The following is a 15716-nucleotide window of genomic DNA, read 5'->3' as shown; positions in this document are numbered from 1 at the left end:
GCCCAGCGGCCCCCGCGCGCCTAAGCGATCCGGCCATGCGGTATGTGAGCACCAGGGGGAGCGCGCCGGTCCTCGATTTCGAGGGCGCGACGCTGGCGGGGTTGGCGGCGGACGGCGGGCTCTACGTGCCCGAGGCGTGGCCGAGCCTGACTCGGGAGGAGATCGCCGCGCTCGCCGGCCTCGACTATGTCGAGACGGCAGTGCGCGTGATGGCGCCGTTCGTCGCGGGCAGTTTGAGCGAGGACGAGCTGCGCGAGCTCTGCACCGCCGCTTATGGCCGGTTCGCGCACCGGGCGGTGACGCCGCTCGTCCAGCTCGATCACGACCAGTGGCTGCTCGAGCTTTTCCATGGCCCCACGCTCGCGTTCAAGGATGTGGCGCTGCAGCTTGTCGGGCTGCTGTTCGAGCGGTTCCTGAAAGGCGCGACCGAGCCGCTGACGGTGATCGGCGCGACCAGCGGTGATACGGGCTCGGCGGCGATCGACGCGCTGGCGGGGCGGATCGGCGTCGACATCTTCATGCTCCACCCGCATGGCCGCGTCAGCGACGTGCAGCGGCGGCAGATGACGACGGTGCTCGCCCCCAACGTCCACAACATCGCGATCGAGGGCGACTTCGACACCGCTCAGGCGCTGGTCAAGGCAATGTTCCGCGATTCCGCCTTCAGCACGCGCTTCAAGCTGTCGGCGGTCAACTCGATCAACTGGGCGCGGCTGATGGCGCAGGTGGTCTATTATTTCTACGCCGCCGTCCGCCTCGGCGCGCCCGAGAGGCCGATCGCGTTCAGCGTGCCGACGGGCAATTTCGGCGACGTGTTCGCTGGCTATGTCGCGGCGAAGATGGGCCTCCCCATCGAGCGGCTGGTGGTCGCCACCAACGTCAACGATATCCTCCACCGCGCACTGTCGTCGGGCGACTATTCGAGCGGCACGGTGACGCCGACTGCGACGCCGTCAATGGACATCCAGGTGAGCTCCAATTTCGAGCGACTGCTTCACGATCTCGCTGATCGCGATGGCGGAGCGATCTCGGCACAGATGGCGGGGTTCGAATCGACGCGGGCGATGCGGCTGACCAATGCGCAGTCGCAGGGCGCCGCCTCGCTGTTCCGCAGCATCGCGATCGACGAGAGCGGCATGGCCGCGGCGATGGCGGGTGCGCACGAGGGGGCGGGCGAGGTCCTCGATCCGCATACTGCGATCGGCTACGCGGCGGCAGTTGCGCTCAAGGGCGAAGCGCCGATGGTGACGCTCGCCACCGCGCATCCGGCGAAATTCGTCGATGCGGTCGAGCGGGCGGTGGGCGTCCGCCCCGCGCTTCCGCCGCGCGTCGGCGACCTGTTCGAGCGTGAGGAGCGCTACGACGTGCTTCCCGCGACGTTCGCGGCGGTAACGGCGTACATCGCCGAGCGGGCGAAGCCGCGCGCGCGATGACGCTCGTCACGCTCACCGGCGAACCCTGGGCCGATTACGGGCTGATCGATTCGGGGAACGGGCGAAAGCTCGAACGTTATGGCCGCTTCCGCTTCATCCGGCCCGAGCCGCAGGCGATGTGGGCACCTGCCAAGGACGATTGGAAGGCTGACGGCGAGTTCATTCCCGGCGCCGACGAGGATGGCGGCGGACGCTGGCAGCTTTCGCCCGAGGTGCCCGCGGGCGGCTGGCTGCTGGCGTGGCGCGAGGCGAAGTTCACGGCGAGCAACACGCCCTTCCGGCACCTCGGATTCTTTCCCGACATGGCGCCCGTCTGGGACTGGATGCGTGGCCGGATCGAGGGGGCGGCGGCGCCCGAATGCCTCAACTTGTTCGGCTATACCGGCGTCGGCACGCTGGCACTGGCGGCGGCGGGCGCGCGGATGGTGCATGTCGATGCCTCGAAGAAGTCGGTCGAGGCGGCACGCGGCAATGCCGCGCTGTCGGGCATGGCCGACAAGCCCGTTCGCTGGCTGGTCGAGGACGCGGGCAAGTTCGTCGCGCGCGAGGTGCGGCGCGGGCGGCGCTATGACGGCATCATCCTCGACCCGCCCAAATGGGGCCGTGGCCCCAATGGCGAGGTGTGGAAGCTCGAGGAGGGGCTGCCCGGGCTGATCGCCGATTGCCGACGGCTGCTCGATGCCGACAGCCGCTTCCTGTTCCTGACGGTCTATGCCGTGCGCCTGTCGGCCATCGCGATCGGCGAGCTGGTCCGCCAGCACTTCGCCGATCTGCCGGGAAAGGTCGAGGCTGGCGAGCTGACGGTGCGCGAGGAAGCGCGCGGGCTGGAACTGCCGACGGCGATCTTCGCACGCTGGTCGAACGATTGAGGCTTGGCGCGGTCGGCAGGTCGTGAGAGGATTGCCGCGCTTTCGGGAGATCCCGCGATGACCCTGACCCATGACCATCGCTGGCGCGCGCTGCTCTGGGGCGCGCTCGGCGGGCTTTTCCTCCTTCCCGTCCTTGCCATGATGCTGACGAGCGAGGTCCGCTGGACCGCGTTCGATTTCGTCGCGGCGGCGGTGCTGCTCGGCGGGCTGGGCCTCGCGATCGAGTTGGCGATCCGGTTCGGCGAGACGCGGCGGGCGCGGGTCCTGCTGTCGCTGGCGGCGGTGGCGGGTGTCGCGACCGTCTGGGCCGACGGGGCGGTCGGAGTCTTTTAATCGCGAATGACGAGTGCGAGCGGGAAGGCGATCCATTAGAAGCGCTTCCACTTGCGCATCACCCCCGCCCCATCCGCATCGCCGCCCCCGCGACGAAGGGCGCGCCGGCGAGCAGCAGCAGCGACACCGCGCCGAGCAGCTTGACCGCGCCCGGCCCCTCGCCCGCGCCGAAGATCAGGAGCGGCAGGGCAAGAGGCAGCATCACCAGCCCTGCGACTGCACCCGCGCCGCGCAGCCCGGCGGTCAGGGCGCCCGTGGCCACCGCCAGTGCGGCCAGCCCCGGCGTGCCGATCGCAAGACCGATCAACACCCGCACCAGCGTCGCCCCGTCCATCCCGAGCAGCCCCGCGGCAACGACGCTGGCGAGCATCAGCGGCGGGCCGAAGCCCAGCCAGTGACCGGCCGTCTTGGCGAGCGCGACGCCCGCGTCGGACAGCCCGCGCGCCGCGAACTGGTCCAGCACGCCGGCTTCCACGTCCGGGCCTACGAGGCGCTCAACCGGCATCAGCGCGGCGAGCAGCGCGGCGGACCAGACGACGCCGCCGGCGATCCGGCCGAGCAATTTGGCATCGGGACCGACCGCGAACGGAAACAGGATCGAGACGAGGAGGAAGAACGCCACCGGCAGCATCACCCCGCCGCCAACCCATGCGCGGCGCAGCTCACGCCAGGCGATCGCGGCAAAGGCGTTCACAGGCGAAGGTCCTGCGCGTTGGGCAACGCGACGGGCACATGGCTTGCCACCAGCACCGCGCCGCCGTCCGCGCGGTGCCCGTCGATCGCCGCCTCCAGCGCGGCGACCGAAGCGGTGTCGAGTCCATTGGCCGGCTCGTCGAGCAGCCACAGGCCTGCACCGCTGGCGATGACGCGCGCGAGCGCCGCGCGCTTGCGCTGACCGGTCGAGAGGAAGCGGACGGGTACCTCGGCGAGATGGTCGATGCCCATGGCCGCGAGCGCGGGCTCTACTCGGTTTCTGGTTCCGTCGAGGCCCGCCCAGAAGCCGAGCGCAGCGGCCAGCGGCAGTTCCAGATCGAGGGCCGCCGCCTCGCCAGCAAGCGCGGCCGGTGCGCCGCGTTCGATCCGGCCCGCGGCAGGCGCCGACAGCCCGGCGGCGAGGCGGACGAGGCTCGACTTGCCGATGCCGTTGGGCCCGGTCAGAAGCGCCGCCTCGCCCGCGCGCAGCGCGAAGCTCAGTCCCGCAAACAGCCGCCGTCCGCCACGATCGCAGGCGACGTTGTGAAAGGCGAGGAGGGTCACTCCGCCGCGGCCTCCAGCGCGTGCATGTCATCGTCGGACAGGCCGAAATGATGGCCGACCTCATGAACCACGACATGATGGACCAGCGCATCGATCGCGACCCCGGTCTCGATCCATTCCCACAGGATCGGCAGGCGATAGAGGTGGATGCGGTCAGGCATCCCGCCGCTGTCGAAGCTCGACTTCTCGCCGATCGGGCGCCCGTGATAGATGCCGGTCAGCTCGATCGGATCCTCGATGCCTAGATCGTCGAGCGTCTCGTCATCGGCATAATCCTCGACGACCAGGACGACGTTGGTCAGGTGCTCGGCGAACGGCGCCGGGATGCGGGCGAGCGTCGCCCGTGCCAGCGCCTCGATCGCGGCAGCGTCGGGGGCGACTTGGCAAGCGGGGGCGGGTTCGGCCATGAGGGGGGCATATAGCGATTTCGAGGCAGGTGAAATCACCTGCCGACGCGGAAATCGCGCCTGGAAGAAGCAACGACTGGGGTCGAAGGGGAGCGGCATGATCGAGGCATTGAGCGAGGCCGAGCGCGTCGAGGCGCTGGAGGGGCTGCCCGACTGGGACCATGACGAAGCGCGCGATGCGATCACGCGAAACTTCGCGTTCAAGGATTTTTCGGAGGCGTTCGCGTTCATGACGCGCGTCGCGCTGCTTGCGGAGAAGGCGGATCATCATCCCGAATGGTCGAATGTGTACAACCGTGTGGACATCCTGTTGACGACCCACGACGCCGGCGGCCTGTCGGAACGCGACGTCGACATGGCGCAGGCGATCGACGCGCTGGTGGATTGAGGGTTCACTAAGCGCTCCCACCGGTACGGGGAGGGGCACCATGCGGCGCACGGTGAAGGAGCGTGCCGCGCGCGGTCCGTCCGTGCCAATTTTGCTGCAACCCGCCTTCGGTCGCCGTCCGCCTCCCGGTTGGGAGGAAGTTCTGGCAGTTGCCCCCTTTGCCGCTCCCCCCTAAAGCCCGCGGCGACATGCACCCGCGGCTGCGCCACATCGACACCTGGATCTTCGATCTCGACAACACGCTCTATCCGGCGGGTGCTGACCTGTTCGGCGAGATTGTCTCGCGGATCACCGACTATGTCTGTCGTCTCGAGGGGTGCGACCGGGAAACGGCGTTCGCAATCCAGAAGCGCCACTTCGCCGAGCACGGCACCACCCTGTCCGGGCTGATGGCCGAGCGGGCGATCGACCCGCATGACTTCCTCGCGTTCGTCCACGACGTCGACATGGACCGGCTCAGCCCCAACGACCGGCTGGTCGAGGCGATTGCGCGGCTGCCTGGGCGCAAGCTGGTCTTCACCAACGGCGATGCGCCATATGCGACGCGCGTGCTGTCCCGGCTGGGGCTGCACGAGAGCTTCGAGGCGATCCACGACATCCACGCGACAGGCTATCTGCCCAAGCCGCACGCTGCGGCCTATGACGGCCTCTGCAAGGCCTGGGACATCGACCCGGCCACCGCGCTGTTCGTCGAGGACATGGCCCGCAATCTTGCACCCGCCAAGGCGATCGGCATGACCACGGTCTGGATCGACAACGGGTCGGAGCAAGTGGGCGTCGACGCCGCACATATCGATTTCGTCACCACCGACCTGACCGCGTGGCTGACCGACCTTTGGGAGGACCAATGACCGAGCAACTGCAGAGCGTGATCGAGGCGGCGTGGGAGGATCGCGCCGCGCTGTCCACCGCGACCACGGGCGAGGTGCGCGAGGCTGTGAGCGAGGCGCTGGCACAGCTCGACGCCGGCGAGGTCCGCGTCGCTCAGCCGGGCGAGGGCGGCCAGTGGACGGTCAACCAGTGGCTGAAAAAGGCGGTGCTCCTTTCCTTCCGCCTCAACGACAACGAGGTGATGGAGGGTCCGGGCGGGGCCAACTGGTTCGACAAGGTGCCGTCGAAGTTCCAGGGCTGGGACGCCGACGCCTTCCGCTCGGCCGGCTTTCGCGCCGTGCCGGGCAGCGTCGTGCGCCGCGGCAGCTTCATCGGCAAGGGCGCGGTGCTGATGCCGAGCTTCGTCAACATCGGCGCCTATGTCGGCGAGGGGACGATGGTCGACACCTGGGCGACGGTGGGCAGCTGCGCGCAGATCGGCCGCGACGTCCACCTCTCGGGCGGCGCCGGAATCGGCGGCGTGCTCGAGCCGCTTCAGGCCAATCCGGTCATCATCGAGGACGGCGCCTTCATCGGTGCGCGCGCCGAGGTGGCCGAGGGCGTGATCGTGCGAAAGGGCGCGGTGCTGTCGATGGGCGTTTATCTCGGCGCGTCGACCAAGATCGTCGATCGCGCGACGGGCGAGGTGATCACGGGCGAAGTGCCCGAATATGCCGTCGTCGTGCCCGGCTCGCTGGGTGGTGGCGAGGGCAAGCCCGCGCTCTACTGCGCGGTCATCGTGAAGCGGGTGGACGAGCAGACGCGCGCGAAGACCAGCATCAACGAGCTGCTGCGGGCGTAGAGCCGATCCTCCCCGGTATGTGGAGGTAGCACGCGCTGCGTGACGGAGGGGGCGGGCCGCCAAGGCAGCATTTGCGGCGATCCCTCTCCACCATGTTCCATGATCCTTCTCCCGATGCCGGGAAGGAGGATCAGCCCAGCGCCTCGACCTGTTCGGCGAGTTCTAGCCAGCGCATCTCGGCGGCGTCTTTTTCCCCGGTCAGGCGCGCGACGTCTTTCATCAGCGCATCGAACCTCGCCGGGTTCTTGGTGAACAGGTCGGGATCGGCCATCGCTGCCTCCGCCTTGGCGATCTCGGCGTCGATCGCCTCGATGCGGGCGGGCAGCAGGTCGTAGTCGCGCTGGTCCTTGTAGCTGAGCTTGGCCGATTTGGGTTTCGCCACCTCGGCGGCTTTCGGTGCGGCCTTCTTCGCCGCAACCTGGCGCACGCGGCGCTTGGCGTCCCAGTCGGCATAGCCGCCCGCGACCATGTCGGCGACGCCCGATCCGTCGAGCCCCAGCGTCACCGTCACCGTCCTGTCGAGGAAGTCGCGGTCGTGGCTGACGATCAGCACCGTCCCCTCATAGTCCCCGATCACCTCCTGAAGCAGGTCGAGCGTTTCGAGATCGAGGTCGTTGGTCGGCTCGTCGAGCACCATCAGGTTCGAGGGCCGCGCGAACTCGCGCGCCATGAGGAGGCGCGAGCGCTCGCCGCCCGACAGCGTGCCGACCTTGGCATCGATCAGCTCGGGCGCGAACAGGAACTCCTTGAGATAGCCGTGGACGTGCTTGCGCACCCCCAGCACGTCGATCCACTCGCCGCCATCGGCCAGCACCTCGCGCACCGTCTTCTCGGGGGCCATGCGGCTGCGCTGCTGGTCGATGATGACGGGTTCGAGCGTCTTGGCGAGCTTCACCTCGCCGGTGTCGGGCTCGATCTGGCCGGTCAGCAGCTTGATGAGCGTCGACTTGCCCGCGCCGTTGGGACCGACGATGCCGATCCGGTCGCGGCGAGTGACGCGCAGGGTAAGGTCCTTGAGGATCGTGCGGTCGCCATAACGCTTCGACACGTGCTTGGCGTCGATCACCACCTTGGTCTTGGCATCGTCGGTGCCGACCGACAGCGCCGCGGCGCCTTGTGGTCCCTGCATCGCCGCGCGCTCGGCACGCATTTCGAGGAGCTTGCTGAGGCGCCCCTGGTTGCGCTTGCGCCGGCCGGTGACGCCGCGCTGGAGCCAGTGCTCCTCGAGCTTCAGCTTCGCGTCGAGCTTCTCGGCGGCCCGCTGCTCCTCGGCCGCCACCTGCTCCGTCCAGGCCTCGAACCCGCCAAAGCCAACCTCGGCCCGCCGGATGCCGCCGCGGTCGAGCCACAGCGTCTGGCGGGTGAGGCGGGTCAGGAAGGTGCGATCGTGGCTGATGACGACGAACGCGCCGGTGTAGCGGCCCAGCCAGTCCTCCAGCCATTCGATCGCGGTGATGTCGAGATGGTTGGTCGGCTCGTCGAGCAGCAGCACGTCGGGCTTCTGCGCAAGCGCGCGGGCGATCGCCGCCCGCCGCCGTTCGCCGCCGCTCGCCGTCGCAGCCTCTCGGTTCAGATCGATGCCGAGCTGGTCGGCGATCGCCTCCGCCTCGTGCCGCGCCGGCGCGTCGTCGCCCTTGAGCACGAAGTCGAGTAGCGTCGCGCAGCCGGCCACCTGCGGATCCTGCTCCAGCATCACGACATTGGTGCCCGGCACGATCGTGCGCCGCCCCTCGTCGGGGTCGAGCCGACCACCGATCAACTTCAAGAGCGTCGTCTTGCCCGCCCCGTTTCGGCCGATCAGCGCCAGTCGGTCGCGCGCGCCGATATGGATGTCGAGGTTGCGGAACAGCCAGCCCGATCCCTGGATCAGGCCGAGATCTTCGTAGGAAAGCACCGGTGCGGCCATGGCGCGCCACCTAGGGGCTTTGGCGTGGGGCGGCAAGGATGGGCCGCTGTGGCGTGGCTGCAACGTTGGCGTTGCGGCAAGGTGACGGATTTATTCAGAGGCTGTTCAACGCAACGACCCTATGCGATGCGGCATGTGGATGACGGGGCTTGGCGCTCTTGTGGCGATGGCGTGCGCGTGGACGGCGGCGGGCGGTGTGCCTGCGGCCGCTGCCGAGCAACGCCAGAATGACCACCGGGCGGCGCGCGCGGCGCGCATGGAGGGCCGCATCCTGCCGCTGCGCGAGCTCGAGCGGCGCGTCCTGCCGCGCATGAAGAACGCGCGGTACCTTGGGTTCGACTTCGATTCGGGAACCGCGATTTACACATTCAAGTTCCTGCGCGATGGAAACTTGATCTGGATCGATGTGGACGGGCGTTCGGGGCAGATTCTCGGTCGCTCGGGCAACTAGAAAGCTTTTAGGGGAACGCGATGCGCGTGCTGATCGTCGAGGACGAACCGAACCTTCGCCAGCAATTGTCGAACACGCTGACCGGCGCGGGCTATGCTGTCGACACCGCGAGCGACGGCGAGGAGGGGCATTTCCTCGGCTCGACCGAACAATATGACGCCATCATCCTCGATCTCGGCCTGCCCGAGATCGACGGGCTAACCGTGCTCGACCGCTGGCGGCGCGAGGGGCGGACCGCGCCGGTGCTGGTGCTGACCGCGCGCGACAGCTGGTCGGACAAGGTGGCGGGGCTCGATGCAGGCGCCGACGACTACGTCGCCAAGCCCTTCCAGACCGAGGAGCTGATCGCCCGCCTGCGCGCGCTGATCCGCCGCGCCTCCGGCAATGCCTCGGCCGAGCTGACCGCGGGCGACATCCGCCTCGACACCCGCTCGGGCAAGGTCACCAAGGCGGGTGACCCGGTCAAGCTGACCGCGCAGGAATACAAGCTCCTCAGCTACCTCCTTCACCACAAGGGCAAGGTGGTCAGCCGCACCGAGCTGATCGAGCACATCTACGACCAGGATTTCGACCGCGATTCGAACACGATCGAGGTGTTCGTGACGCGCATCCGCAAGAAGCTGGGCGCCGACGTCATCACCACGATCCGCGGCCTTGGCTACAGCCTCGACGATCCGTCGGGCGCGCCGGCCGCGGCCGACTGAGCGCGCGCGAGGCCGACCTGTGAGCGAGGCCGCGCCCGACCGCCCGCGCCCGTATGTGCGCGTGACCGGTTCGCTCAGCCGGCGGATGATCGTCATCGCCTCGGCGTGGATCCTCCTCCTGCTGGCGGGCGGCGGCTTCGCGCTCGACCGCGTGCTGACCGGTGCGGTCACGCGCAATTTCGACGACCAGCTCGACTATCTGCTCACCTCGATGATCGTCTCGGCCGAAATCGACAGCGAGGGTGAGGTGAGGTTCAACCGCGAGCTCGCCGACCAGCGCTTTTTCGAGCCCTATTCGGGCCTCTACTGGCAGGTATCGGGCAAGGGGTTCCGGCCCTTCCCCTCGCGCTCGCTCTGGGACCGGGTGCTGCGCGTCCACGCCCATGCGCCCAACGGCTCGGTCCACACCTATGATTCGGACGAGTTCGCCGACGAGGAATTGCGCGTCGCCGAGCGCGACGTGAAGCTGCCGCGGTCGAATGTCTGGTGGCGGTTCCAGATCGCGCAGAGCCGCGCGATGCTCAACGCGCAGATCGCCGCGCTCCGGCAGACGCTGATCCGCAGCTTCCTGCTGCTCGGCCTCGGCCTGATCGTCATGGCGGCGCTCCAGACCTGGTACGGGCTCTTGCCGCTCAAGAAGCTGCGCCGCGACCTCGCGGCGATGCGCGGCGGCACCTCGCCGCGGATCGAAGGGCCGCTGCCGGCCGAGGTGGCGCCGATGGTCGAGGAACTCAACGGCCTCATTCAACACAATGAGCGGCAGGCGGAGGAAGCGCGGCGGCATGCCGGCAACCTCGCCCACGCGCTCAAGACGCCGCTGACCGTCGTCATGAATGCAGCCGCGGCGGGTAGCGACGACCTGCCAGAGACGGTGGTGCGCGAGGCGCGGACGATGCGCCGCCAGATCGACCACCATCTTGCCCGCGCTCGCGCAGTCGGGCGGCGCGGCTCAGCGCACAGCCGGGCGGAGGTCTGGCCCTCGATCGAGGCGGTCGAGCGCGCGGTTGCGCGCCTCTATCGCCACGTGCGCATCGACGTCGACGGGCGCCGCGACCTGTCGGCGCATATCGAGCGGCAGGACCTCGATGACCTGCTCGGCAATCTCGTCGAGAATGCGGCCAAGTATGGCGGCGGCAGTGTGTTCATCACCGTCGGCGCGACGGCGGGCTTCGTCGAGATCCTGGTCGAGGATGATGGCGCGGGTATTCCCGAGGCCGACCGCGTCCGCATCTTCGACCGCGGCGTGCGGCTCGATAGCGGCAAGCCGGGGACCGGGCTTGGCCTCGCTATCGTCCGCGACGTGGCGGAGATCTACGAGGGGACGGTCAGCTTGGAGGAAAGCGAGGATCTGGGCGGCCTCCTCGTGCGGCTGCGGTTGCCGATGGCCAATTAGCCTCCTTCGTCATCCCTGACTTGATACGGGCTGACGAGTGACCCGAGCGAACATAAGTCGTTGGCCCGGTGAAGGCTGGGCCCGCGTGACCCGGGCTTCGCCGCGGTGACGACCTGTGCGACCTTTCGTCGACGCCGCCGCTGCCGAGCGCTGCAAAGGCTTCCTTGTCCGTCGCCGCGCTCAGCAGAGGGCCGGGGATTGCGTTTCGTAGCGCCGACGACGGCCTCTCCTCAGTAATCAAGCCTCGAGCTCGACGTCCCAATAGAGCCAGTCGTGCCAGGTCTCGTGCAGGTAATTGGGCGGAAAGCGCCGGCCATTTTCCTGCAGGTGCCAGCTCGTCGGGCGGATCGGCTGTTCATAGAGCGGCATGTGCGCCTCGCGCGGGGTGCGTCCCCCCTTCTTGAGGTTGCACGGCGCACAGGCGGTGACGACATTCTCCCACGTCGTCCGCCCGCCATAGGCGCGCGGAACCACATGATCGAAGGTCAGGTCGCTGCCTGTCCCGCAATATTGGCAGCTGAATTTGTCGCGCAGGAACAGGTTGAACCGGGTGAACGCCGGGAACTGCGACGGTTTCACATATTGCTTGAGCGCAATCACCGACGGCAGCTTGATCGAGGCGCTGGGGCTCCTGATCTCGCGCTCATAGTGCGAGACGATGTTGACGCGGTCGAGGAACACCGCCTTGATCGCGGTCTGCCACGGCCAGACCGACAGGGGATAGTAGCTCAGCGGAGTGAAATCGGCATTGAGCACCAGCGCCGGGCAACCGTCCGGATGGCGGATCAGATCGGGATGGTACATGGAAACTCCCAGTCACCAACACGCGGGCCACGCTGTCGCCGAACAGCATGACAGGGCCATGACAGCACGCCCGGCGACTCGCGGTCAAGCCCGCCAGTGAGCGTCGTCACGCGGTTTGCGCCGAGCCCCACGGGGGCGTTGCACCTGGGTCACGCCTGGTCCGCGGTGCAGGCGCATGCGCGCGCGAGGGACGCGGGCGGGCGCTTCCTGCTGCGGATCGAGGATATCGACGGTACGCGTAGCCGGCCCGGGCATGTCGCCGCCATCCTCGACGATCTCGACTGGCTGGGGCTCGATTGGGACGGCGAGGTCGTGTTCCAGTCGCAGCGCCTCGCCCTCTACGCCGCCGCGCTCGACCGGCTGGCCGACAGCGGCCTCGCATATCGCTGCACCTGCACCCGCGCTGACATCGCCGCGGCGGCGAGCGCGCCGCACGGGGTGGGCGGCGTCCTCTATCCGGGTACGTGCCGCGGACGCGAGGTCGATCCGGCGCAGCCGCATTGCTGGCGGCTCGACATGGCCCGCGCGGTCGAGGCGGCGGGGCCGCTCGACTGGACCGACGAGATTGCGGGGCGAGTAGCGGCTGATCCGGCGATACACGGCGACGTCGTGCTCGCGCGCAAGGACGCGCCGTCGAGCTATCACCTCGCCGTCACCGTCGACGATGCGGCGCAGGGCGTGACGCATGTGGTGCGCGGGCGCGACCTGTTCGCCGCCACGCATGTCCACCGTCTGCTCCAGGCGCTGCTCGGCCTGCCGACGCCGGTCTATCGCCATCATCCGTTGCTCGCCGGGCCGGACGGCGAGCGGCTGGCCAAGCGGCACGGCGCGCCTTCGCTTGCCGCGATGCGCGCCGAGGGCGTTGCCGGGCGGGCACTCGCCATGGACCTAAAGGCCGGGCGGCTGCCGCTTGGTTTCGGGGTGCTGGATGACTAGATAAGGTGCATGAACACCTTCCTCGTCATCCTCCTGATCGCCGCGATGATCGCGACGGTCGTCGCGCTCATCCGCGGCATCGTCGCCTTCCTCAAGGTGACCGAGGCCGAGCTGAAGGGCGAGGGGCCGCCGTCCGCCGCGTCGCTCAAGTCGAACAAGATGATGCAGTTCCGCATCTTCTTTCAGGCGATCGCGGTGCTGATCGTCGTCGTCATCATGTTCGCCGCCGGGCGGACCTGACGCCGTTGGTCAAGCTCAACCGGATCTACACGCGGACGGGCGACGCGGGCACGACGGGCCTGGTTGATGGGTCCCGAGTGTCGAAGGCGGGCTCGCTGATCGCCGCGGTGGGCGAAGTGGACGAGGCGAACTCGGCCTTGGGCATCGCGCTGTCGCTGATGGAACCCAGCGAGTGGCGCGACGCCGCAGCGATCGTTCAGAACGAATTGTTCGACCTCGGCGCCGATCTTGCCACTCCCTGGCCGGGCAGCGAGCGTGACCTGCGCGTCACGCCGGCTCAGACCGCGCGGCTGGAGGCGGCGATCGACGCAGCGACTGCGGTGCTCGATCCGCTGACCAGCTTCATCCTGCCGGGCGGCACGCCGGCTTCGGCGGCGATGCACGTGGCCCGGGCGACCATTCGCCGCGCCGAACGCGCGATCGTCACCGCGGCGGCCGAACACGCGCTCAATCCCGAGGCCTTGATCTACGTCAACCGCTTGTCAGATTTCACATTTGTTGTTGCCCGATGTTTGAACCAAAATGCGGGCGGCGACGTTTTGTGGGTTCCGGGGGCCTCTCGCTGAACGTCTGACGCATCAGCGCGCCATGTCGCCGCGACGAGGGAGACGCGCCGTGCAGCCAGATCGCCAACTTGCCCCGCGGGTGCCGGAAACGGCACGCCGTTTTGAGCGCGTGCGCGCGCTGACCGAGGCTTTGGCCGCGCCGCTCTCCGACGCCGACGCCACCGTCCAGTCGATGCCCGACGCCTCGCCCGCCAAATGGCATCTGGCGCACACGACCTGGTTCTTCGAGACGTTCGTGCTGCGCGATCATGTGCCAGGCTACCGCCTGTTCGACGAGCGCTATCCGTTTCTCTTCAACAGCTATTACGAGGCGGAGGGCGCGCGGCATGCCCGCGACCGGCGGGGGATGATCACCCGGCCCAGCCTGTCCGAAGTGCTCGATTATCGCCATGCGGTGAACGCTGCGGTGGCCGCGGCGGTCGATACGCTGCCGCCCGGCGCGCTCGAGCTGGTCGAGCTCGGCTGTCATCACGAGCAGCAGCATCAGGAGCTGTTCGTCACCGACATCCTCCACCTCTTTTCCGAAAACCCCTGCGAGCCGGCGATGTTCGCGGCCGAACGCAAGCAGCCGGTGGCGATGCCCGGCCCGATCGGCTGGATCGGGCGTCCGGGCGGCATCGCCGAGATCGGCCATGACGGCGCCGGCTTCGCCTTCGATTGCGAAGGGCCGCGCCATTCCGTGCTGCTCAGCCCGCACGCGATCGCCGACCGGACTGTGACGAACGGCGAGTGGGCCGCCTTTATCGCCGATGGCGGCTATGCCGATCCGCGCCACTGGCTTTCCGACGGCTGGGCCTGGGTGAAGGCCGAGGGGATCGAGGCGCCGCTCTACTGGACGCGCGGGGGCGAGGGGTGGACGCGCTTCGGCCTCGACGGACGGCGGCCGATCGATCCCGCAGCGCCGGTCACGCATGTCAGCTTCTACGAGGCCGACGCCTATGCCAGCTGGGCGGGCGCGCGCCTGCCGACCGAGGCCGAGTGGGAAGTCGCCGCCGCGGCTGCTGACCCTGTCGGCGGCAACCAGATGGACGCCGCCGGCGCGGTCGAGCCGCGGCCCGCGTCAGGCGGCCCTGCTTTCATCGGTGACGTCTGGGAATGGACGGGCAGCGCCTATCGCCCCTATCCCGGTTTCCGCGCCGCCGAGGGCGCGGTCGGCGAATATAACGGCAAGTTCATGAGCGGGCAGTTCGTGCTGCGCGGCGGGTCGTGCGCGACCCCGCGCGGGCATCTTCGCACCAGCTATCGCAACTTCTTCTACCCGCATCAGCGCTGGCAGTTCACCGGCGTGCGACTTGCAAAGGATCTGGCCCCATGCTGAAGCCCGAGATCGAGGACGGTCAGGCGAGCCTTGCCGACCCGGCATTCCGCGGCGACGTGCTCGGCGGCCTCGCCCGCCGGCCGCGCGCCATCCCCGCGCGCTGGTTCTACGACCGGCGCGGGTCCGAGCTGTTCGAGGCGATCACCGATCTGCCCGAATACTACCCGACCCGCACCGAAGTCGCGCTGCTCGACAGCGCGTGTCCCGAAGTCGCCAAGCGCGTGGGGCAGGGGCGCGCGGTGATCGAGTTCGGGTCCGGCTCCTCGGCCAAGACGCCGCGGCTTTTGCGCTGCATTGAGCCTGCGGCCTATGTGCCGATCGACATTTCGGGCGACTTTCTGCGCGCGTCGTCGGCCGAGCTGGCGACGGGGTTTCCCGACCTGCCCGTGCTGCCGGTCGAGGCCAATTTCATGCATCCCGTGCCGCTGCCCGCCGAGGTTGCCGGCCTGCCCAAGCTCGGCTTCTTCCCCGGCTCGACGATCGGCAACATGACGCCGTTCGCGGCCGCCGACCTGCTCCGCGCAATGCGGACGAGCCTGGGCGAGGGGGCGATGCTGCTGATCGGCATCGACCGGGTGAAGGATGCGGGCGTGCTGGTGCCGGCCTATGACGACGCAGCTGGGGTAACGGCGGCGTTCAACCTTAACCTGCTCGAACGCATCAACCGCGAGCTGGGCGCGACGATCCCGGTCGATGCGTTCCGCCACCGCGCCGTCTGGAACGACGACGCCTCGCGCATCGAGATGCATCTCGAGGCGGTGCGCCACGTGACCTTTACCGTTGAGGGCCGCCCGTTCGAGATCAAGGCCGGCGAGACGATCCATACCGAGAACAGCCACAAATATGGCGAGCGCGGCGCGCGGGTGCTGCTGCGCGCGGGCGGCTGGACCCCGGTCGCCGAGTGGACCGACCCCAAGGGCTGGTTCTCGCTGATCCTCGCCGAGGCGCAGGCGGTCGAGGTCGCGCCTTGATTTCAGAAGAAGAAACAGGCCCCCGGATTAAGTCCGGGGTGACGGGTTTGGTTGAGGGTGCGCTTTCC

Annotated in this window: 19 protein-coding genes; 14 read left to right on the top strand and 5 right to left on the bottom strand. The window is 68.6% G+C overall.

Annotated features, from left to right (window positions below; all coding sequences use genetic code 11):
• Positions 1–35 precede the first annotated feature (35 nt).
• The 3 genes from thrC to COC42_RS08805 are packed head-to-tail and all read left to right on the top strand — an operon-like array spanning position 36 to position 2635.
• On the top strand, positions 36–1433 hold the full coding sequence (gene thrC, locus COC42_RS08815; RefSeq protein ID WP_096342753.1) for a threonine synthase: 1398 nt from the start codon (positions 36–38) through the stop codon (positions 1431–1433).
• Entirely contained in the window at positions 1430–2302 is an 873-nt protein-coding gene (locus COC42_RS08810) for a class I SAM-dependent rRNA methyltransferase (protein WP_096342752.1), read from the top strand. Before thrC ends, COC42_RS08810 begins: the two co-directional genes overlap by 4 nt.
• Before the next feature lie 57 nt (positions 2303–2359).
• Positions 2360–2635 (top strand): hypothetical protein, encoded by a 276-nt coding sequence (locus COC42_RS08805; protein ID WP_096342751.1) that lies wholly within the window; start codon positions 2360–2362, stop codon positions 2633–2635.
• Between the two features lie 58 nt (positions 2636–2693).
• Here COC42_RS08805 and COC42_RS08800 read toward each other — a convergent pair whose 3' ends face one another.
• Genes COC42_RS08800 through COC42_RS08790 form a run of 3 tightly spaced genes read right to left on the bottom strand, consistent with a single transcriptional unit; the run spans position 2694 to position 4299 of the window.
• Positions 2694–3329 carry a heme exporter protein CcmB gene (locus COC42_RS08800; protein WP_096342750.1) on the bottom strand — a complete coding sequence of 212 codons (636 nt, stop codon included), beginning with the start codon at positions 3327–3329 and terminating at the stop codon, positions 2694–2696.
• Positions 3326–3892 carry a heme ABC exporter ATP-binding protein CcmA gene (gene ccmA / locus COC42_RS08795; protein WP_096342749.1) on the bottom strand — a complete coding sequence of 189 codons (567 nt, stop codon included), beginning with the start codon at positions 3890–3892 and terminating at the stop codon, positions 3326–3328. The genes COC42_RS08800 and ccmA overlap by 4 nt, the downstream gene beginning before the upstream one ends.
• Entirely contained in the window at positions 3889–4299 is a 411-nt protein-coding gene (locus COC42_RS08790; protein ID WP_096342748.1) for a metallopeptidase family protein, read from the bottom strand. Before COC42_RS08790 ends, ccmA begins: the two co-directional genes overlap by 4 nt.
• Positions 4300–4396: 97 nt before the next feature.
• Here COC42_RS08790 and COC42_RS08785 point away from each other — a divergent pair, with 97 nt between their 5' ends.
• From COC42_RS08785 to dapD, 3 genes are all read left to right on the top strand, one after another.
• Positions 4397–4687 (top strand): 4a-hydroxytetrahydrobiopterin dehydratase, encoded by a 291-nt coding sequence (locus COC42_RS08785; RefSeq protein ID WP_096342747.1) that lies wholly within the window; start codon positions 4397–4399, stop codon positions 4685–4687.
• Between the two features lie 188 nt (positions 4688–4875).
• Positions 4876–5538: a pyrimidine 5'-nucleotidase gene (locus tag COC42_RS08780; protein ID WP_096342746.1), complete on the top strand. Its 663-nt coding sequence runs from the start codon at positions 4876–4878 to the stop codon at positions 5536–5538.
• A complete protein-coding gene (dapD, locus tag COC42_RS08775; protein WP_096342745.1) occupies positions 5535–6359 on the top strand; it encodes a 2,3,4,5-tetrahydropyridine-2,6-dicarboxylate N-succinyltransferase in 825 nt (274 codons plus the stop codon). The genes COC42_RS08780 and dapD overlap by 4 nt, the downstream gene beginning before the upstream one ends.
• Before the next feature lie 130 nt (positions 6360–6489).
• On the opposite strand, the gene COC42_RS08770 is transcribed toward dapD, so the two are convergent.
• Positions 6490–8265 carry an ABC-F family ATP-binding cassette domain-containing protein gene (locus COC42_RS08770; protein ID WP_096342744.1) on the bottom strand — a complete coding sequence of 592 codons (1776 nt, stop codon included), beginning with the start codon at positions 8263–8265 and terminating at the stop codon, positions 6490–6492.
• 133 nt (positions 8266–8398) lie between these two features.
• On the opposite strand from COC42_RS08770, the gene COC42_RS08765 reads away from it, so the two are divergent.
• Genes COC42_RS08765 through COC42_RS08755 form a run of 3 tightly spaced genes read left to right on the top strand, consistent with a single transcriptional unit; the run spans position 8399 to position 10813 of the window.
• Positions 8399–8716, top strand: coding sequence for a hypothetical protein (locus COC42_RS08765; RefSeq protein ID WP_342747297.1), 318 nt, complete (start codon positions 8399–8401; stop codon positions 8714–8716).
• 20 nt (positions 8717–8736) lie between these two features.
• Complete coding sequence (locus COC42_RS08760; protein ID WP_096342743.1) at positions 8737–9420, top strand: response regulator transcription factor; 684 nt, start codon at positions 8737–8739, stop codon at positions 9418–9420.
• Positions 9421–9439: 19 nt separating this feature from the next.
• The gene (locus COC42_RS08755) at positions 9440–10813 is read left to right on the top strand and encodes a sensor histidine kinase (RefSeq protein WP_245843944.1); all 1374 of its coding nucleotides are present in this window, start codon (positions 9440–9442) and stop codon (positions 10811–10813) included.
• Positions 10814–11050: 237 nt separating this feature from the next.
• On the opposite strand, the gene COC42_RS08750 is transcribed toward COC42_RS08755, so the two are convergent.
• Positions 11051–11617 carry an HNH endonuclease gene (locus tag COC42_RS08750; RefSeq protein WP_096342741.1) on the bottom strand — a complete coding sequence of 189 codons (567 nt, stop codon included), beginning with the start codon at positions 11615–11617 and terminating at the stop codon, positions 11051–11053.
• 96 nt (positions 11618–11713) lie between these two features.
• Here COC42_RS08750 and gluQRS point away from each other — a divergent pair, with 96 nt between their 5' ends.
• Genes gluQRS through egtD form a run of 5 tightly spaced genes read left to right on the top strand, consistent with a single transcriptional unit; the run spans position 11714 to position 15648 of the window.
• Positions 11714–12553: a tRNA glutamyl-Q(34) synthetase GluQRS gene (gene gluQRS / locus COC42_RS08745; protein ID WP_096342740.1), complete on the top strand. Its 840-nt coding sequence runs from the start codon at positions 11714–11716 to the stop codon at positions 12551–12553.
• Positions 12554–12562: 9 nt separating this feature from the next.
• A complete protein-coding gene (locus COC42_RS08740) occupies positions 12563–12793 on the top strand; it encodes a twin transmembrane helix small protein (RefSeq protein ID WP_096342739.1) in 231 nt (76 codons plus the stop codon).
• Between the two features lie 5 nt (positions 12794–12798).
• Positions 12799–13359: a cob(I)yrinic acid a,c-diamide adenosyltransferase gene (locus COC42_RS08735; RefSeq protein ID WP_096342738.1), complete on the top strand. Its 561-nt coding sequence runs from the start codon at positions 12799–12801 to the stop codon at positions 13357–13359.
• 49 nt (positions 13360–13408) lie between these two features.
• Complete coding sequence (gene egtB, locus COC42_RS08730; RefSeq protein ID WP_425442832.1) at positions 13409–14677, top strand: ergothioneine biosynthesis protein EgtB; 1269 nt, start codon at positions 13409–13411, stop codon at positions 14675–14677.
• Positions 14671–15648 (top strand): L-histidine N(alpha)-methyltransferase, encoded by a 978-nt coding sequence (gene egtD, locus COC42_RS08725; RefSeq protein WP_096342736.1) that lies wholly within the window; start codon positions 14671–14673, stop codon positions 15646–15648. The genes egtB and egtD overlap by 7 nt, the downstream gene beginning before the upstream one ends.
• Positions 15649–15716 lie beyond the last annotated feature (68 nt).

It is taken from the genome of Sphingomonas spermidinifaciens, assembly GCF_002351485.1.
Lineage (GTDB): Bacteria > Pseudomonadota > Alphaproteobacteria > Sphingomonadales > Sphingomonadaceae > Sphingomonas > Sphingomonas spermidinifaciens.
The sequence above is the reverse complement of the archived record's forward strand: the minus strand, read 5'-3'. Positions and strand labels throughout refer to the sequence as shown.